Genomic DNA, 19,152 nt, shown 5'->3' on the forward strand with positions numbered 1-19,152 from the left:
GGAAGTGCAGTAATGTACGGAGCTGACTAATACTAATCGGTCGAGGGCTTATCCAGAAGGTTAAGGGAAAAAGGTTTGTAAACAATCGGAATTCAATATGTGGTTTTGAAGGTATGTATTACCTGCATAATTAATGCAGGTTTTTCATATAATATCTTCAAAAGGTACTTGATGAATTTTTTATTATCATGTATAATAGGAAATCGGAGAGCATCAGCCTATTCCTCGATAGCTCAGTCGGTAGAGCACGCGGCTGTTAACCGCGCTGTCGTAGGTTCAAGTCCTACTCGGGGAGTTTTTTAATTTATATATGCAAGGCCCCATGGTCAAGCGGTTAAGACATCGCCCTTTCACGGCGGTAACAGGGGTCCGAATCCCCTTGGGGTCATTTATAAGTTAATATGGCGACGTAGCCAAGCGGTAAGGCACGGGTCTGCAACACCCTTATCACCGGTCCGATTCCGGTCGTCGCCTCTCAGAAAGAATCACGTATATGTGGTTCTTTTTATTTTAGTTAAAAACAAAAAGCAGGGAGAGGCAATACCATGAGGACAAGGAAGATGAAAAGGTGGCTGTCAATTTTACTGGCAGGCCTGGCGGCGGTGATTCTTATTGCAGCGGCAGGAGGGGCATTCCTGTTCCGGCATGAGTTAAAGACGTTGCACTCGCTTAAAAAGGTGGATGACAATGTGCTGTATACCATGAAGTATGATGGGGATTATGGATTTGATGAATTTCTGGAGACAGGGGCCAGCAGTGACAGTGAGCTGGTGGAATTTGTGACGAATCGTCTGTTAAAGGGAATTCCGCTGGAATTTTCTATTCCTGACTTAGGCTGCTCTACCTTCAGCGCACAGACAGAGGACGGGGCCCGCATATTCGGCCGTAATTTTGATCTGACGTATTCGCCGGCCATGTTCGTATTAACAGAGCCAGCCAACGGTTATCGTTCCATGTCAACAGTCAACCTGGCATTTCTGGGGTTTGGAGAGGACAAGCTGCCGGATACATTGAAACGCAAAATTATAACGCTGGCAGCGCCCTATGCCCCTTTGGACGGTGTGAATGAAAAGGGGCTGGCGGTGGCTGTTCTGCGCATTGGCGATGAGCCTACAAACCAGGATACGGGAAAAACAGATATTACCACCACCACGGCTATACGTCTTATGCTGGATAAGGCCGCCAATGTGGATGAGGCCCTGGAACTACTGGCACAATACGACATGCACTCGTCGGCCGGGAGCTGCTACCACTTCCAGCTGGCAGATGCACTGGGCAACAGTGCGGTGGCAGAGTATATTGATAATGAATTTGAAGTTATCGGAAAAAAAGGAGATTACCAGGCTGCAACGAATTTCCTGCTGTCAGAGAAGAAATTTAATTTTGGAAATGGACAGGACCGTTATCAGATATTGGAACAGGCATTGGGAGAATGTGCCGGCATTGTTAGGGATGAGCAGGAGGCTATGGACCTGTTGGAAGCTGCGTCTAAGGACTGGCATGTGTCTGAGACAACAGGACGTCTTAATGCCACACAGTGGTCCATTGTATATAATTGCACGGACCTTACAGCCAGTGTGGTTACCGGGAGGCAGTATGACAAGCCTGCCCATGAATTCAGTCTTAAATAGCAATCTATTCTTTTGCGGAGAGCAGTCTCTTGACTGTCTTTCCGCTGTTGTTTTTTGGAAGGTTTTCATGGAATATAATATCTCTGGGAATTTCCCAGGATTCCAGATAATCATTCAGCCCCCTTTTTATAATACGGCGCAGGGAAACTGCGTCCTGGCCGGAAGGATTGGGCACTGTGAGGACAACATGGGCCTGCAGGGCATTGTTTTGAAGAATAACAGCGGCTTCCTGTATCTGAGTCAGGGAGTTCAGGGCATTTTCTATTTTTACAGCTGAGACTTTTCTTCCGTGAATATTATATACATTGTCTTTACGGCCATTAAAATACAGATAACCTTTATGGTCTGTATAGCCCATATCGCCAACGCTGTAAGGTCCCGTGATTCCTATGGCGGAATAGGGAGTATCCACATAGATTTCGCCGTTACGGAGGGTTACATCCACGCCGGGAAAGGGTTTGCCGATACAGGCAGGATTATCATTCATTTCCTGGTCTGTCAGCCAGGTGACATAGCTCAGTTCACTGGCCCCATAATAGAGGAAACAGCAGCTGTTGGGATAGGCTGCTTTTAAAAGGACTATATCCCCGTGGCCAAGGCTCTGGGAACCGGCCAGGATGGTCTTGATATCAGGGCTGGGATGGGAGATATATTTTGCCAGGAGCCGGAGCTTGGAGGGGATGAGATAGAGGGCGTCCGCATGGTGAAGCTCTATTTCCCTGCACCAGACAAAAGGATTTACATGGGAAGCAGTGATGATGGATGCCCCTAGTGACAGAAGAGACAGATACAGATTCAGATTGCCGGTGAATGCCAGGTTGCCATGAGCAAAGAGCCGTGTTTGGGCAGTCATTCCAAAGATTGCATTTTGGGTAGGAAAGAAGGAGGCCCAGCTATCCAGGGTACGGAACCATAGTTTGGGCTGACCCGTTGAACCGCTGGTAAGCACTCCCATACAGGCTCCGGCAGGGATTCCCTCTGTTATAAGGGATTCAGGAACATATTTCATGTCCGCAGGCACAATGACAGGAATATGGGATGTACCGCTTAACGCCAGAAACTGTACCAGCTGGCCGTGCACAGACGCTGCCCTGATCCATGCTGCGGAAGGCACAGACGGTTCCGGGGTCAGGGAACGGATACGGCAGGCTTCCCTGGTAAGCATGCCGTATGTATAAAACCGGCCGTTTTCGACCAGGGCTGTCCTGTGGGGAGGAATTGACTGAATCAGAGAGAGATAATCCGTAGAATGTTTCATGGGAGGACTCCTTTTGACGTATGACATTTGGGGAGATGATACTGATTACCGTTCCAAAAGAATGGCGCTTCCGATTCCGCCTGCGGCAGCCGCGCAGCAGATGCCCCGGCAGCTTTTTGACAGCTCCATGGATCTCATAAGATGGAGAAGGATAATGGCACCGGAAGCCCCATAGGGATGTCCATAGGCCAGGGCGCCGCCCAATGGATTGTAACGGGATGCCTTATCCGGATACGCCCGGTTGATGAGAACATCAATGGCAGCAAACGCCTCGTTGCACTCAATGGCTCCTATGTCATCCATTGAGAGTCCGCTGCGTTCTAAAAGCCCCCTGACAGCAGGAAGCACGGAGGCAGGGCTCATAAGAGGGTCAGCTCCAACCGTACAGGCATTAGAAAAGCGGAAACAGGAGGAGAGTTTGTGCTTTTTCAGATACTGTTCTGAGCAGAGAAGAAGGAATGCAGCCCCGTCATTCATGGTACAGGCATTAGCAGCGTTGAGATACCGGCCATCCTTCAGGACGCAGGGCAGCCGGTCCAGCAGACGCTGATTCAGGCGGGGGCGGATTCCCTCGTCATGGGCAAGACCATATACAGGGACAATAATGCCGTCAAGAAGGCCTTCCTGGGCTGTTCTGTACGCCCGCCTGTGGCTTTCCAGCACCCAGGCATCCATTTCTTCTGGGGTTATATGATAATGGCATATAGTCTTTTCCGCACCCTGCAGCATCACATCCTCACGATGAGGGCCGGGAATAAATTTGGCAGTGCTGTATGTCAGGGAAAGCTCCGTCCTGTGGGCATTGCAAATGCCGGCAGGATTACCGGAAAGAGTATCATCATGGGCGGCAGCAGCGTATGGATGGTTAGGGTTATAGCAGCGCATGGGCTGGGTGGAACTGCTTTCAAAACCTCCGGCAATTACCAGATCAGCCAGACCGCTCTGTATCCTGGCGGCGGCTGTTATGACGGCCTCCAGGGAGGAAGCGCACTGAAGGTCCACTGTAAAGGAAGGAATGGATTCTGAAAGTCCTGCTTCCAGCGCCATAAGGCGGGTAATGTTGCCTCCTCCTCCCACACAGTTGCCGCAGATCACCATATCAATCTTTGACGGCTGATACCGGTTGGTCAGTTCCTTTAACACAGCCGCCCCCAGATGCTCGGCGGGGACATGCCGGTATGCGCTGTTTCTGACGCCGATATAGCTGCGGAGTCCGCCCAGTATGAATACCTTGTCCATATAGGTCCCCCTAACGTGCCCGCTGGGCGTTTGACAGACTTATCTGCACCGGCTTTGCAATCAGGGCGGCAGCAAAGCATTTAAAAATGTCAAGGGGAATAAACGGGATTACGGCGGCTGTAAAGGTAGCTGCCCAGTCCATTCCGGTTATGAATTTCATATACGCACTTCCCACCAGATAGATTACCGGCATTCCCACCAGAATGGTCACCAGGCAATACCGCTTAAAGCTGTAATATGTTCCCTTTAACCATGACATGAGGATGACAGCTGGAATCCATGACATGATATAGCCTCCTGTTGGGCCAAACAGTTTTCCGGGACCGCCCATGGCGCCGGAGAATACAGGCAGACCAGTCAGTCCAAGAAGAATATACACGACCATGGTAAATGCTGCCTGCCTGGGAGTGAGAAGCAGTGCAATAAGGTTGACAACCAGGGTCTGGGCTGTAAGGCTGGCCGGTGTGAATGGAAGGGGGATGACAATATAAGCGGAAACGCATATCAATGCAGTCAGCAGTGCCATTTTTGTGAGTTCCACGGTGTTGAATTTCTGGTTCATGATTACCTCCGTTTTTGAGTTTGGACTGATGTGTGAATGGTCATGGTAAAACAGGTAGCGCTGCCCATGGTTCCTGTTACTATATTGTTTTTTTGTTCCAGACGGACAGAACCGCCTGTATGGACAGGACGCAGGAACCGTATGGACAGAGTTTCTGCAGGTCTGTGGGAGCCGTACATTTCCTCCAGCCGGCTGAGAATCCACAGGCCGGGAATGACTGCATTTGGCCCATGGTGAATCGGGTTGGAATCCCCGGAATCAGCCAGGAAGCGATCAAGACATTTCTGGGGGAAGGTCATAGTCATCTGACCCGGCATACATCCAGATGCCATACATCCAGATGCCATACACCCAGAAGTGGCAGGGGAAGCAGCCCGGCTGGCAGGAAAAGTAGAGGCTTTGGTCCCCCAGGAATCCCTGAGAACCTTAATGTCCACCAGACAGATTTCAAGAGACTGGCAGGGCCGGCGGCAGGCATCATATGATGTAGTTTCCAACAGGACATATCCCCGAGCAGCCTTTTGGGGTATGGATTCGCATGATACAGGTTCCGAATGGCTGTGGATACAATACCGGGCCTTTCCAATCACCCACCCGTCAAAATCCTTTTGTCCCCATTGGCAGGCAGCTTGTATGAGCTTTATCATATTGGATACCTCTCTGAAATCTGTCATTATATTTTACTTATTATAGAGAGTCAGCGGCTGATTGTCAACATAAAATAGAATTTTGGTTAACAATTAAAAAGTATCATTGGCAGGCACCTGCTGGAAGGTATTCATTGCCACATGTTCGCTAATGGCATGAGGCTGCAATTAGCGCGGTGGAAACAGAGACAGAATTGACAATACTGGGAATCAATGACATAGAAAGCCCCTTTCCATATCCTTTCCGATATGGTAAGATAGGTAAGTAAATTGAGATTGTATAATGACAGGATGAAAAGATGAATTACATTGTTTTTGATTTGGAATGGAACCAAAGTCCCAATGGGAAGGAAGATTCGGTGGAGCATCTTCCCTTTGAAATCATAGAAATCGGAGCAGTGAAGCTGAACGGGAATTTTGAACAGACAGGAACGTTCCACAAGCTGATCCGGCCCAAGGTTTATAAAAAGATGCATTTTAAGATATCGGAAGTAACACACATGGATATGGCGGAGCTGCGTCAGGAGGGAGAACCCTTTGATGTAGTTATGAACCGTTTCCTTGCCTGGTGCGGGGAAGAGGAGTACTGCTTCTGCACCTGGGGCTCCATGGATTTGACCGAGCTTCAGAGGAATATGGCTTATCATAAACTTCCAAACCCATTTCCCAGGCCCCTTCTATATCTGGATATCCAGAAGCTTTACTGCCTTCAGTACGGGGACGGAAAAAACAAGGTATCCCTTGATATGGCGGTACAGATTCAGGGAATGGAGGAGGAGAGGCCTTTTCACAGGGCGCTGGACGATGCCTATTATACCGGCCGCATCCTTTCGGTTCTGGACATGGAGACGTTTGGAACCTATGTGTCGGTGGATTATTACGGACTTCCCAGGAATAAGGCTGAGGAATACCGGCTGCATTTTCCGGAATACTCCAAGTATGTGTCCAGAGAATTTGACTCCAGGGAAGATATCCTTAAAGATAAGGATATAACAGATATGAAATGCGTGAAATGCAGCAGGATGCTGCGCAAGAAGATCAGGTGGTTTCCCTATGGACAGAGATTTTATTTCTGTCTGGCCGTATGTCCTGAGCATGGATATGTGAAAGGGAAAATAAGGGTAAAAAAGTCAGAGGATGACCGCCTTTATGCTGTGAAGACAGCAAAAATGGCGGATGCCCAGGATGTGGAGCTTCTGGCCCAGAAGAAGGAGGACGGCCGGAAAAAGCGCAGTGCCAAGGCCCACCATAAGGCTGCCTCCAAATCCCTGAAGGGGAAAAGCAAACAGAACCAGCCGGATAAGGTGTCATAGAAAGAAACGGAGCAAGTACCTGGCTGCACTTACAATCTCCCGGTCCCTCAAGTTTGAGAGACCGGGAGATTTTTGTCTGATTATGCCAGATGTTTCACGCTGGAGCGTTCCACCAGCTTTCCCGTAATCTGGGTCTTCATGGGCATGAACCGGGGATCCTCTATGAGCTGCATCAGCTGGATGACGGACTGCTTACCCATTATCTTTCTCTGTACATGAATGGTGGTCAGGGTGGGAGAGCTTATGGAGGAATAGGGAATATCGTCAAAGCCAATCAGGGATACGTCATTGGGAATTTTGTATCCCTTTTCCTTCAGAGCCTTCATGGCGCCCAGGGCAATGGTGTCGTTTTCCGCAAAAAAACAGGAGGGAAGCACCGGGTTCCGATCCAGTATTCTGAAAAAATCGTCATGGGCACCCAGCATGGTGGGTTTTACACGAAACTCATTTTTAGAGTCAAACTGAAAATTCAATTCTTTTACATATCTGAGAAAGGCTATGTGCCGTTCATTAAAGTTTTCTGCCCCGGTGGTACTGCCCAGGTAGCCCAATTCGGTATGTCCGCATTCTTTGCAGTACTGGAGGGCGATGTGGACATTTTCGGCATTGTTCATGCATACACTGCTACAGTAATGGTTGGGGACGGTGTTGTCCACCACCACAAAGGGGATGGGAATGGAATCAAGGGCTGAAAATTCATCCCGCATTACCTCGGTTGCAATGAGGAACATCCCGCAGTATTTGCTGTAATCAATGGAATCAAGGGCTGACTTTAAACCGGTTTTGACCACGGTCATGGTCATACCCAGCTGCTCCGCACGGAGCTGTTCCTCGATGGAATCAATAATCATGGAGATGAATCCCTGATTTTCCTCCACCAGCATACCGCTTTTATAGTATTTTACCAGGAGCACGTTCTTGCCGCTTTTGGGCTTACGGGCAGGAGGCATGTACTGGCAGGCTTTTACCGCATCCAACACCTTCTTTCGTGTATCCTCACTGACTCCCTTTTTTCCGTTTAACACAATGGAAATGGTTGCGGGTGAAACGCCAATCTGCTTGGCCAGCTCTCTGACGGTCATATGAAATCTCTCTTTCCGGATTGCAGACGTTAAATTAAACATAATTGAACAATCCATGTGTTTTACTAATCATACTATAATTTGAATTATAACACAGGGTTGAAACTGGGTCAATTCAATATATAAAATTGAATGTTTACTAAACAAAAATAAATACAAAAACGGCTAAAATAGGGTCGTTTATTGATTTGAACAATTAAAATGCACAATAAAAACAATAATTTATGGAAAATTATAACAAAAACACCAAAGACATATTGACATTGAAGAAAAATCGTTGTACTATTTAGTTAACACAAAGAACGAGGCACACATATTGTTTAGTAAACAATATCAATAACAAAAAGGAGGAAAGAGTAAATGAGAAAAATGAAAAAAGTTGTCAGCGTAATTGCAGCGGCTGCTATGGCAGCATCCTTGCTGGCAGGCTGCGGAGGCTCGGGAGGTTCATCCACCACGGCAGCAGAGACTAAGGCGGCAGAAACCACCGCAGCAGCGGCGGAGACCACGGCAGCAGAGGCAGCGGCAGATACCACAGCGGCGCCGGCTGCAGCAGAGAATCCGGTGGCAGGTAAGAAGGTGGCCTATATCATGCTTCTGCCTTCCGCAACTATTTTCCAGATGTGGAAAGATTCCTGTGCATCTCTTTGCGATGCCCTGGATGTAAAGTTTGATTTCTTCTTCTGTGACGGTGACTTCAACAAGTGGCAGGATACCATCCGTACCTGCGCATCCGCAGGATATGACGGACTGCTGGTCAGCCACGGCAATCAGGACGGTTCCTATGTATTTCTTAAGGAAATCACAGAGCAGTATCCGGATATGAAGATTGTTACCTTTGACACACAGTTCTACTCCGACGGAGAGTATCAGAAGCTTCCGGGCGTTACCCAGATGTTCCAGCAGGATAAGTCCCTGGTTACCGTTCTTTTGGACCAGATGATTGAAAAGTATGGAGAAGGTGTCCGTCTGATTAAGGTTTGGAGAGGTCCTAACTACAACAGCCCATTTGACCGCCGCGAGGTTGGCTGGCAGGAGTATGAGGCAGCCGGTAAGATCGTGACTGTAGGCGAGGTACAGCCTCTTCAGGATTCTGTTGACTCGGCAAACACAGTGACTGCTGCATATCTGCAGGGCGTGAACAGAGCGGATGTGGACGGCGTCATTGCATACTATGACTTATACGGCCAGGGCGTTTACAACGCAATTGCTGAGAATGACAACTTTAACGGCAAGAACGGCGACGCGCTTCCCATGGCATCTGTTGATATTGACCCGGTTGACGTGACCAACATGCAGACCCGTCCTGACATCTGGACCGCAGCAGGAACAACCGACTGGACCATGAACGGCGAGATTGGTATGCGTATCCTGATGCTGGAGCTGGCAGACCAGTATGATAAGATTTTTGACCCTGCAACCGGCGAGAGCGGCGTGGATGTAGTTGAAGTTCCCGGCACTGCAATCAAGGCGGATGCGCTTAAGTCAGATTCCACCGTTGAGAATCTGGGCAATATTGCCGGCGAGACATACGGAAATCTGGATTATCTGTCTGCTGCAGACTGGATGCCAAAGGATTTGATTCACAAATAAGCGGCCAGTAAAAAACGAGGTTTTTTTAGAACACAAAACCACAGGCAATCGTTTTTTTGGGAAGCGCGGGTTTTGGCCTGCGTTTCCCTTTTTTAAAAAGATTGTATCGCTGAAAAGAGGGACTCCATGGATAGGATTAAATTAGAGACGAAACATGTTTCCATTGAATTTCCGGGCGTCAAAGCACTTGATGACATTAATTTTGAGGTGACCACCGGTGAAATCCGGGCAGTCGTGGGCGCCAACGGAGCGGGGAAATCAACTTTGATGAAGGTGCTGGCAGGGGCAAACTCCACTTATACCGGAGAAGTGCTGCTGAATGGAAAAAAGGTGGAGGTAAGGACACCGGTGGATGCCAAGAAACTTGGAATCCAGATTGTGTATCAGGAAGTGGATATGGCGCTGTATCCCACCTTATCAGTTGCGGAGAACATTGTACAAAACGATATGGTCATGGGAAAGAGCGGCTATATTGTAAACTGGAAAAAAGCATACAAGCAGGGGCGCGAGGCCCTGGACCGGCTGCATATCGGCCGCGACCAGGTGGATGAACACGAACTGGTTCAGAACTTGTCCCTGGCCCAGAAACAGATGGTGCTTATAGCAAAGGCCATCCGGTCGGAATGTAATTTCCTGATTCTTGACGAGCCGACCGCGCCATTAAGCAATACCGAGACAGAGGAACTGTTCCGGATTGTCAAGCATTTGCATGAAACGGAAAATATTGCGATTCTTTTTATTTCCCACCGGTTAAATGAAATCCTGGAGGTCTGCGAGAATTATACGGTGATGCGAAACGGCAAAATGATTGACACCACACCGGTTACAGGGGAGACTACCACTAAGGAAATCGTGGAGAAGATGCTGGGGCGCAAGTTCGAGGAGAACTTCCCAAAGGAAGCCTGCCAGATTGGAGACGTGCTGTTTCAGACAGAACACTTATCCGGCGCAGGCGGCAAGGTAAAGGACGTGTCCATACAGGTGAAAAAGGGCGAAGTGGTAGGAATCGCCGGACTGGTGGGAGCCGGAAAATCCGAGCTTTGCAAGACCATCTTCGGTGCATATAAAAAGACAGGCGGGAAAGTCCTTCTGAAGAACAGGGAGTTAAAGATAGCAAATCCCTCCGGGGCAGTAAAGAACAGGATGGCTCTGGTACCGGAGGAACGGAGAAAGGAAGGCGTTCTGGTAAATGAGAATGTAAGCTTTAATTTATCGGCGGCCTGTCTTTCACGGTTCTGCACAGGACCTTTTATCCGCAGGCGGAAAGTGGACGACAATGCGAAGCGGTTTGTAAAGGACCTTGGGATTTCCACGCCGAGCGTGAGGCAGCAGGTCAAGAATCTTTCCGGCGGCAACCAGCAAAAGGTAGCCGTGGGAAAATGGCTTGCGGCGGACTGCGATGTATACATATTTGACGAACCCACAAAGGGAGTGGATGTGGGTGCAAAGCAGGACATTTTCCATTTGATCAATGAAATTGCGAAACAGGGAAACTGTGTTATCTATGCTTCCTGTGAAAACTCGGAGCTGCTGTCTTTGACAGACCGCATGTATGTCATGTACAACGGTACGGTCATGGCAGAGCTGGAAACCGCTAATACCACGGAGGACGAAATCATGTACTACTCGGTTGGCGGGAAAGACAATAAGAACGGGAAATAATAGACAGGAGGGATACGGTAGCGATGAAAAGTCGTACAAATATTAAGAGGTTTTTAGTGGATTGGGCTGCGGTCCTGGCATTGATGGTTTGCTTTGTTGCATTTACAGCCTATAAGGGCAATTCCTTTATGTCAACAAGCAATATGGTGAATATTCTCAGGGCAATGGCCATTAATACGGTGTTTGGTATAGCGGCCACCATCACCATGGCGCCGGATGGTTTTGACATGTCGGCCGGAACACTGGCCAGCTGTTCCGCGTATGTGTTTGTGTCTGCATATCTCTGGCTGGGACAGTCATTAGGAATGTCAATTCTTATCTGTATTCTGGCTACTCTGGTTATGTACCAGCTGACCATGTTCCTGATTCTTGTGTGCAAGATTCCGGATATGCTTGCCACCTGCGCCCTGATGTTTGTCCATCAGGGAATCGGACAGTGGTATATAGGCGGAGGCGCTGTCTCCACCGGCATGAAGACTTCCTGGGGAGCGGCTCCTGCACGTACCGCGCTTTCAGAATCATTTTCAGCCATCGGACGCGCTCCGTGGATCATTATTATCATGCTGGGCTGTGTGCTTGTGGCCTATCTTTTCCTTAACTTTACCAAGCATGGCCGGTATCTCTACGCTATGGGCGGCAATAAGGAAGCTGCAAAGCTGTCTGGTATTGATGTAAAGAAATACCGCTATCTGGCCGGTATGATTACAGCAGTGTTCATCGCCATCGGCGGTATTCTGGTGGCATCCAGGGGAAGCTCGGCCCAGGTTATGTGCTGCGATAACTATTTGATGCCGTCACTGGCAGCTGTTTTCGTGGGACGTACCGTGGGCGGCGCTGAGAAGCCCAATGCACTGGGAACCATGATAGGCGCCATGCTGGTTTCCACACTGGAGAACGGACTTACCATCTGCGCGGTTCCGTTCTATGTTCTGCCGGCAGTAAAGGGTGCTGTCCTGGCACTTGCGCTTATTGCAGCTTATGCGTCTAAAAAAGAAGATTAATCAGGAGGTTACTACATATGTCAAGATTTGATCATTATTTTCAGATGAACGTGGGGGATGTCATTGAGTATACACTGGAGAAGACAACAGAAATTCCCTGGGACCGCGATTCCATGGAGGCAGTGGTTCCTCCTTCCCATGGCAACCTGAACTATGTATACCGTGTATGGGACGGCAAGGGCCATTCCATCTACATCAAACAGGCCGGATCCGAGGCCAGGATATCCAAGGATATAAAACCATCCAGGGACAGAAACCGCCTGGAGTCTGAAATCCTTATGCTGGAGGACCAGTATGCGCCGGGAATGGTGCCTCATGTGTATTTCTTTGACACCGTTATGTGCGCCTGCGGTATGGAGGACTGCTCTGATTATGCTGTCATGCGTGACGCCATGTTAAAGCATGAGACCTTCCCCGGGTTTGCTGAGGACGTATCCACCTTTATGGTCAACACCCTGCTTTTGAGCAGCGATGTGGTCATGGACCACAAGGAGAAGAAGGAGCTGGTGAAAAAATTCATCTCGCCGGACCTGTGTGATATCACGGAAAAACTTGTGCTCATGGAACCTTATATGGATTTGTATAACAGGAACAATGTATATGCGCCTAACCGGGATTTTGTGAAGAAGGAGCTCTATGAGGACGAGGCGCTCCACCTGGAGGTGAGCAAGCTTAAATTTCGTTTTATGACAGACGCCCAGGCCCTTCTGCACGGCGATCTCCACACGGGCTCCATCTTTATACGCCAGGATTCAACAAAGATATTTGACTGTGAATTCGGAACCTATGCGCCTATGGGTTATGATGTGGGAAATGTGGTGGCTAACCTTATATTCGCATATGACAACGGCCTTTCCACGGACGACGGACCGTTCTGCGACTGGTGTCTTAAGACCATTGAAGAGACAGTGGACCTCTTTATAGAGAAGTTTGGCAGGAAATATGACGAGGCAGTGACAGAGCCAATGGCTAAGGTAAAGGGTTTTAAGGAGTGGTATTTTGACGGAATCCTTAAGGATACCGCCGGTTATGCAGGTACAGAGCTGCACCGCAGGACCGTGGGCATGGCCAATGTGGTGGATGTGACCACCATCCAGGATGAAAAGAAACGTCTCCTTGCGGAGCGCATCAATATACTGGCAGGCAAGGAATATATCATGAACCAGGGAGCCTTCCGGACCGGCGCCGATTACGTTGCGGCGGTGTTAAGGGCAAAGGAAGCAGCCCAAAAGACCCTTTAGGCACGGTTGGGATATAAAAAGGGATTATACAGGTTTAGTAGAGAAGGAGGCATAAAAACCATGACGGTAGAGGAATTTTTTGACCAGGTAATCACGGTCAGAATGAGAGAGGACAGAAGCTCGCTGGACATCATAGACCAGACGCTTCTTCCGGGTACCATTAAGCGCATTCATCTGAATACGAAAGAGGAAATATGGGAGGCAATCAAGAAGCTGAGAGTGCGCGGCGCTCCTGCAATCGGCGCTGCGGCTGCCTATGGAATTGCCCTGCTGGCATCGGGCATTGCCGAGGACCAGTATGACGCGTTCTACAGCCGGTTTAAGGAATTAAAGGATTATCTGGCTTCATCCAGGCCAACGGCTGTCAATCTGTTCTGGGCGTTAAACCGTATGGAGGCGGCTGTGATTGCCAACAAGGAAAGGGGCGTGGCTGCAATCAAGGAGCTGCTCTTTGAGGAGGCGGATAGGATTCGCGAGGAGGATATCCAAATCAGCCGCGGTATCGGGGAGATTGGCTTTGGACTGCTGAAAGAGCTTAAAAAGGAGGGGAAGGAGATCGGTATTCTGACCCACTGCAATGCAGGAACGCTGGCCACGGCCAAGTACGGGACAGCTACAGCGCCCATGTATATTGCCCTGGAAAAGGGATGGGCGGGAACAGATATGCATGTTTACTGTGATGAGACAAGGCCGCTTCTCCAGGGCGCCCGCCTCACCTCCTTCGAGCTGTACAATGCCGGCATCACCACCACCCTGCAGTGCGACAACATGGCGTCCATACTGATGAAATCAGGAAAAATTGACATTATCTTTGTGGGCTGCGACCGGGTGGCCAGAAACGGCGATGCCGCCAATAAGATAGGAACCAGCGGTGTGGCCATTCTGGCAAAGCACTATGGAATCCCATTCTATGTGTGCGCGCCGACCTCTACCATTGATATGGATACACTGACAGGCGACCAGATTCCCATTGAGATGCGAAGCCCGGATGAGGTGACCGAGATGTGGTATAAGGAGCGCATGGCTCCGGAAGGAATCAATGTATACAATCCTGCCTTTGACGTGACCGACCACTCCCTGATTACGGGCATCATTACGGAGAAGGGGATGTGCCGCGCGCCATATGACAAGGCGTTTGAAGCCTTGGGAATAGGGAGGTAAGCATATGCTGAGTGGAGTACCTGCAAGCATTTCGCCTGAGCTGCTGAAGGTTCTGCATGAGATGGGGCACGGGGATACCCTGGTTATCGGGGATGCCAATTTTCCGGCTGCATCCATTGCGGCAGAGAAGAATCATATTAATATCCGGTGCGACGGGCACCGGGCCACAGACATGCTGGACGCCATCCTGCAGCTGATGCCTTTGGACGGCTTTGTGGAGAAACCCGTTACCATCATGGATAAAATGGAAATGCACCGTGACCTTAAGTGCCCTGTTTGGGACGAGTTTACGGATATTGTGGCAAAACATGACGAACGCGGCGCAGATGCAGTGGGCTTTTTGGACCGGTTCGCGTTCTATGACGCGGCAAAGGATGCCTATGCGGTGGTATCCACCTCAGAGACGGCATTTTATGCCTGCATTATGATACAGAAAGGATGCCTGTAACGGCAGAGCGGAGGGATTTTACATGCTTGATATATTAAAGGAGCAGGTGGTTGCAGTTGCAAAGGAGGCGGAGCGCCTGGGCATGTGCAGGCACAAATCAGGCAATTTCAGCATCTATGACCCGGAGACGGGATATGTGGTGATAACGCCCAGCGGTGTGGCCAGGGATGTGCTGGGGCCGGAACACGTCTGCGTCATGGACCTTAGCGGTAAGGTGATTGAGAGGGCGGCAGAGGTCAAGCCTTCCAGCGAGGCCATGATGCACCTGTATATTTATAAGGAAAGAAAGGATATCCGGGCAATCGTGCATACACACGCCCGCTATTCCACTGCGTTTTCCATCATGAATAAGCCTATTATGCCCATTGTTTATGAGTGCGCCTACCTGGGCAAGACGGGAACAGTTCCCGTGGCGCCTTATGGACGGGCCGGAACCGTGGACCTGGCTGAGAAGGTGGCGGAAGTGATGAAGGAGTATGACTGCTGTCTCATGGAGAGCCACGGCGCCATTGCAGCGGATAAGGACATGGACGCGGCATTCTTAAAGGCCCAGTACGTGGAGGAAATCGCGGAGATGTATTATATCACTCTGGCCGCCGGAAACGGGGCAGAACCACATGCCCTGCCGGTGGAGGAACTGCAGAAGTGGGCTTATCCAAAAGAAATCATTCTTTAGAAGGATTTAGGAGGTTCTATGAAGAAAATAATAAATGCCCCGGAAGCATATACGGATGATATGCTGCGCGGGATCTACGCTGCCCATCCGGATATGGTGAAATATGTGGAGGATGACCTCCGCTGCTACTGTACGGCAAAAAAGAAACAGGGAAAGGTGGCAATCATTACCGGCGGGGGCACCGGGCATCTGCCGCTGTTCCTTGGATATGTGGGTGAGAACCTGCTGGACGGCTGCGGGGTCGGCGGTGTGTTCCAGTCGCCTTCTTCGGAACAGATTTACAATGTGGCCAAGGAAGTGGAGGCCGGGGCAGGAGTCCTGTTCCTCTATGGGAATTATACAGGGGACATTATGAACTTTGATATGGCGGCTGAGATGCTGGATATGGATGATATCAGGACTGCAAGCATCGTGGGAGCGGATGATGTGCTCTCCAATAAAGACGCCCAGGTTCGCCGGGGAGTGGCCGGAATCTTCTTCATGTATAAATGCGCAGGGGCCATGGCTGCCCGGATGGGAACGCTGGAGGAAGTATTGGACGCGGCAAAAAAGGCAAAGGAAAATACCAGAACCGTTGGTTTTGCCCTGACGCCCTGCGTCATCCCGGAAATCGGCCATTCCAACTTTACCCTGGCAGAGGACGAGATGGCCTTTGGCATGGGAATCCACGGTGAGCCCGGAGTGTGGAACGGTCCGGTTAAGACAGCGAATGACTTGGCAGAGGAATCCGTGGGGGAGATACTGGGAGATATGCCCCTGAATCCGGGTGAGGAGGTCTGCCTGCTGATTAATGGCCTGGGAGCAACCAGCCAGGAGGAGCTGTATATTCTGTCGGGAAGCGTGCACCGTATTCTGGAAGAAAAGGGAATTAAGGTGTACCGCACCTTTGTGGGAGAATATGCCACCAGTATGGAGATGGCCGGAGCTTCCATATCCATCTGCCGCATGGCAGACCAGGAGATGAAGCAGTGGATTGACATGCCTGTCCATACGCCGTTTTACACCCAGGTGTAACCGGTAATACTTATCTGGTTGGTTAAGGAGGAAATAGAATGGAACGGATTACATGCCATGAACTTCCGGATCTCTTTCAGGGTGCGGCGGATATCTTCGGGGAGAAAAAGGAAGAGCTCTGCGAGATGGATGCCAGAATGGGAGACGGAGACCTGGGGCTGACCATGCAGAAAGGGTTTGGGGCTTTGCCCCAGCTGATACGGGATAATGAGGCGGAAGGAGATATTGGAAAAACGCTCATGAAGGCGGGTATGAAAATGGCTGCTCTGGTTCCGTCCACCATGGGAACCCTGATGTCCAGCGGAATCATGGAAGGCGGAAAGGCCATTGGCAAAAAAGGAGAGATGGGGCCCGGGGAGCTTGCGGATTTTCTGGCCGGTTTTGCCAGAGGGATTGCGCACCGCGGAAAATGCCAGTTGGGAGACCGTACCATCCTGGATGCTGTGGACGCCGGGGCAAGGAAGGCCCAGGAGGCCTGTGCAGAAGGCGCTGACATGGGGGCCATGCTCCGCCGGGCGGCAGAGGGCGCAAAGGAAGGCGTGAAAGCAACCGAAGATATGCTTCCGAAGTATGGAAAGGCGGCTGTGTTTTCTGCCAAAGCCAAGGGCGTACCGGACCAGGGCGCTGTGGCGGGACAATATTTTCTGGAAGGATTGGGGAGATATTTTCTATAAAAAGGATCTTTTTATAAAAAGAGGACCGCTCTGTCCGGGCGGTCCTCTTTTTGCTGGTCTTTTTATTTTATTCCTCGCGCATCCGGTAGCCAACCCCGATTTCCGTAAATATGTACTGGGGTTCAGCGGGATTTTCCTCCAGCTTCCTTCTGATATGGGCCATGTTTACCCGCAGAATCTGGTTGTCACTATCCGCAAACGGACCCCATATTTTGGAAATAATACTCTCATAGGTCATGACCTTGCCGGCATTCTGGGCCAGCAGGGAAACCAGCTTATATTCGATCTGGGTCAAATGGACATCCTGTCCCTTTACCTTTACCAGCCGGCGTTCAAAGTCAATGAGAAGATCGCCTACTTCATATTTAAGACTCTGGGTGCCGGCCGCTCTCTGGCTGTGGCGCAGCGCGGTGCGGATGCGGGCCAGCAGCTCAGCCGTGCCAAAGGGTTTGGTGAGGTAGTCGTCAGCTCCCAGGTCCAGGGCAGCCACCTTGCTGCGCTCCAGGGTCCTGGCGGAAATCACGATGATGGGCAGGGCGCTGGTGGATCTGACCTCCTGTATGAGTTCCAGGCCGTCCATGTCCGGCAGTCCCAGGTCCAGAAGTACCACATCTGGCTTAAGGGATTCGATGAGCTTCAGCCCGTCCGTTCCGGTGTTGGCGCAGGTAACCTGGTAGCCCTGGGGGGACAGGACAGTCTCTATGAAGTTACAGATGTTCTTCTCGTCTTCAATGATGATGATGTTGGCTTTGGTATTCATGATTTAGTATTCCCTCCAATCTGGTAAGGTAAATGTAAACTGGGCGCCCCGCAGGTGATTTCCGGCATGGATTTCGCCTCCGTGGGCATTGATTATGGTTTTGCAGATGCTCAGGCCGATTCCCATTCCTTTGTGTCCGTCACCGGTATGGTTTTCCGATGTCCCTCCGCCGTCAAAAATCGTATCCAGCAGTTCGGGAGCAATCCCCTTGCCGTAATCTTTGATGGAAACAGAGAGTCCGCTTTTTTCGGAGGCAGCCACCAGGTCAATGGGCCCATTGGTACCGGAATGGAACAGGGCGTTTTCCAGAAGGTTATTGATTACCTGCTCTATCAAGGTTGCATCCATGGGTATTATGATGACGGAGTCGGGAATGCTGACCCGCACCTGGACATCCGGAAACCGTTTTCTGAACCGCTGCACGGATTCGGATATGACTTCTTCCAGGGATTCGTCTGCCTTGACCACGGAGGCCACGCCTTTTTCGTCCTGGATTCTGGTGACTGAAAGCAGATTCTCCACCATATTGAGAAGCCACTGGGCATCTTCCTCTATGTTCCTGACCAGCTTCCGTTTTTCCTCAGGAGACATATATTCCTCCTGAGCCAGGTAGGTGGAGCTGGAACCGATGATGCTGGTCAGGGGAGTGCGCAGGTCGTGGGACATGGCCCGCATCAGGTTGGCCCTCATGGTTTCCTTTTCCGCATTGAGCAGCATGCGGTCTTTTTCCTGAAGCTGGACATTCTGCTTGGTAATCATGATGCAGATGCTGCTGGACAGGCTGGATATGAGGGCCATGCCCAGGAAGGTGATGGGATAACCGGACATGGTGAAATTTAAAGTCAGGTAAGGGTATGTAAAGGCAAAATTCACCCAGAATACGCCGAAAAGAGAAGCCAGGATACCGGCGCCGTAGCAGCTGGTAGCACGGGCAATCATGATGATGGCCAGGGTGTATATGATGGATATATTTGTTACATTGTTGCTGAAGTGAAAAAATATGGTGGAAACTAAAGTGGCTGCAGCCATATATTCAATGGTAATGGGCAGATTCCTTACCAGATTTATGGCAGCAGCCTTAAGGTCGGTTTTATTTATATGGAATGATTTCATTACATATTCCCCTGTTGGCGTTGGATGCATTCCGGCTGCATAGATGAATTAACAATTTTTATTATAGCGTATGCCGG

The 19,152-nt window shown here is 50.1% G+C and carries 18 protein-coding genes and 3 tRNA genes; 14 read left to right on the forward strand and 7 right to left on the reverse strand.

The annotated features are described in order from the left end of the window. The first annotated feature begins 222 nt into the window (after positions 1–222). The 4 genes from LI015_RS05625 (at position 223) to LI015_RS05640 (ending at position 1,631) form a co-directional block, all read left to right on the forward strand. Positions 223–295: transfer RNA gene (locus LI015_RS05625), tRNA-Asn, on the forward strand. A gap of 21 nt (positions 296–316) precedes the next feature. Then, positions 317–388, forward strand: a tRNA-Glu gene (locus LI015_RS05630). 15 nt (positions 389–403) lie between these two features. Continuing rightward, a tRNA-Cys gene (locus LI015_RS05635) sits at positions 404–474 on the forward strand. Positions 475–545: 71 nt separating this feature from the next. Then, a complete protein-coding gene (locus LI015_RS05640) occupies positions 546–1,631 on the forward strand; it encodes a C45 family autoproteolytic acyltransferase/hydolase (protein ID WP_227124295.1) in 1,086 nt (361 codons plus the stop codon). Positions 1,632–1,635: 4 nt separating this feature from the next. On the opposite strand, the gene LI015_RS05645 is transcribed toward LI015_RS05640, so the two are convergent. From LI015_RS05645 to LI015_RS05660, 4 genes are read right to left on the reverse strand one after another with little or no spacing between them, the layout of a single operon-like run. After that, positions 1,636–2,889: an AMP-binding protein gene (locus LI015_RS05645; protein WP_227124296.1), complete on the reverse strand. Its 1,254-nt coding sequence runs from the start codon at positions 2,887–2,889 to the stop codon at positions 1,636–1,638. A gap of 45 nt (positions 2,890–2,934) precedes the next feature. After that, entirely contained in the window at positions 2,935–4,128 is a 1,194-nt protein-coding gene (locus LI015_RS05650) for an acetyl-CoA C-acyltransferase (protein WP_227124297.1), read from the reverse strand. A 10-nt stretch (positions 4,129–4,138) separates the two neighbouring features. After that, positions 4,139–4,690, reverse strand: coding sequence for a biotin transporter BioY (locus LI015_RS05655; protein WP_002571105.1), 552 nt, complete (start codon positions 4,688–4,690; stop codon positions 4,139–4,141). A gap of 2 nt (positions 4,691–4,692) precedes the next feature. Next, a complete protein-coding gene (locus LI015_RS05660) occupies positions 4,693–5,337 on the reverse strand; it encodes a hypothetical protein (RefSeq protein ID WP_227124298.1) in 645 nt (214 codons plus the stop codon). Between the two features lie 299 nt (positions 5,338–5,636). On the opposite strand from LI015_RS05660, the gene LI015_RS05665 reads away from it, so the two are divergent. Beyond that, positions 5,637–6,650 carry a 3'-5' exonuclease gene (locus LI015_RS05665; RefSeq protein ID WP_002566436.1) on the forward strand — a complete coding sequence of 338 codons (1,014 nt, stop codon included), beginning with the start codon at positions 5,637–5,639 and terminating at the stop codon, positions 6,648–6,650. A gap of 80 nt (positions 6,651–6,730) precedes the next feature. Here the strand turns inward: LI015_RS05665 and LI015_RS05670 are convergent, their stop codons facing one another. After that, positions 6,731–7,777 (reverse strand): LacI family DNA-binding transcriptional regulator, encoded by a 1,047-nt coding sequence (locus LI015_RS05670; RefSeq protein ID WP_227124345.1) that lies wholly within the window; start codon positions 7,775–7,777, stop codon positions 6,731–6,733. A 315-nt stretch (positions 7,778–8,092) separates the two neighbouring features. On the opposite strand from LI015_RS05670, the gene LI015_RS05675 reads away from it, so the two are divergent. From LI015_RS05675 to LI015_RS05715, 9 genes are all read left to right on the forward strand, one after another. Beyond that, entirely contained in the window at positions 8,093–9,325 is a 1,233-nt protein-coding gene (locus LI015_RS05675) for a substrate-binding domain-containing protein (protein ID WP_002566434.1), read from the forward strand. Between the two features lie 126 nt (positions 9,326–9,451). Further along, positions 9,452–10,987, forward strand: coding sequence for a sugar ABC transporter ATP-binding protein (locus tag LI015_RS05680; RefSeq protein ID WP_002566433.1), 1,536 nt, complete (start codon positions 9,452–9,454; stop codon positions 10,985–10,987). A 23-nt stretch (positions 10,988–11,010) separates the two neighbouring features. After that, positions 11,011–11,988: an ABC transporter permease gene (locus LI015_RS05685; protein ID WP_002566432.1), complete on the forward strand. Its 978-nt coding sequence runs from the start codon at positions 11,011–11,013 to the stop codon at positions 11,986–11,988. A gap of 17 nt (positions 11,989–12,005) precedes the next feature. Continuing rightward, positions 12,006–13,229 carry an S-methyl-5-thioribose kinase gene (gene mtnK, locus LI015_RS05690; RefSeq protein ID WP_002566431.1) on the forward strand — a complete coding sequence of 408 codons (1,224 nt, stop codon included), beginning with the start codon at positions 12,006–12,008 and terminating at the stop codon, positions 13,227–13,229. Positions 13,230–13,289: 60 nt separating this feature from the next. Further along, positions 13,290–14,390, forward strand: a complete 1,101-nt coding sequence (gene mtnA / locus LI015_RS05695; protein ID WP_002566430.1) for an S-methyl-5-thioribose-1-phosphate isomerase — start codon at positions 13,290–13,292, stop codon at positions 14,388–14,390. A gap of 4 nt (positions 14,391–14,394) precedes the next feature. Then, entirely contained in the window at positions 14,395–14,838 is a 444-nt protein-coding gene (locus LI015_RS05700; protein WP_002566429.1) for an RbsD/FucU family protein, read from the forward strand. A gap of 22 nt (positions 14,839–14,860) precedes the next feature. Further along, positions 14,861–15,514, forward strand: coding sequence for a class II aldolase/adducin family protein (locus LI015_RS05705; protein WP_002566428.1), 654 nt, complete (start codon positions 14,861–14,863; stop codon positions 15,512–15,514). An 18-nt stretch (positions 15,515–15,532) separates the two neighbouring features. Beyond that, a complete protein-coding gene (locus LI015_RS05710) occupies positions 15,533–16,528 on the forward strand; it encodes a dihydroxyacetone kinase subunit DhaK (RefSeq protein ID WP_054354716.1) in 996 nt (331 codons plus the stop codon). A gap of 38 nt (positions 16,529–16,566) precedes the next feature. Next, positions 16,567–17,202: a dihydroxyacetone kinase subunit L gene (locus LI015_RS05715; protein ID WP_002566426.1), complete on the forward strand. Its 636-nt coding sequence runs from the start codon at positions 16,567–16,569 to the stop codon at positions 17,200–17,202. 67 nt (positions 17,203–17,269) lie between these two features. Here the strand turns inward: LI015_RS05715 and LI015_RS05720 are convergent, their stop codons facing one another. Together LI015_RS05720 and LI015_RS05725 are read right to left on the reverse strand one after the other, a co-directional pair. Then, positions 17,270–17,962, reverse strand: coding sequence for a response regulator (locus tag LI015_RS05720; RefSeq protein WP_002566425.1), 693 nt, complete (start codon positions 17,960–17,962; stop codon positions 17,270–17,272). 3 nt (positions 17,963–17,965) lie between these two features. After that, positions 17,966–19,075 (reverse strand): sensor histidine kinase, encoded by a 1,110-nt coding sequence (locus tag LI015_RS05725; protein WP_002566424.1) that lies wholly within the window; start codon positions 19,073–19,075, stop codon positions 17,966–17,968. Between the last annotated feature and the right edge of the window lie 77 nt (positions 19,076–19,152).

The sequence above is a fragment of the Enterocloster sp. 210928-DFI.2.20 genome, assembly GCF_020554465.1.
GTDB lineage: Bacteria > Bacillota > Clostridia > Lachnospirales > Lachnospiraceae > Enterocloster > Enterocloster bolteae.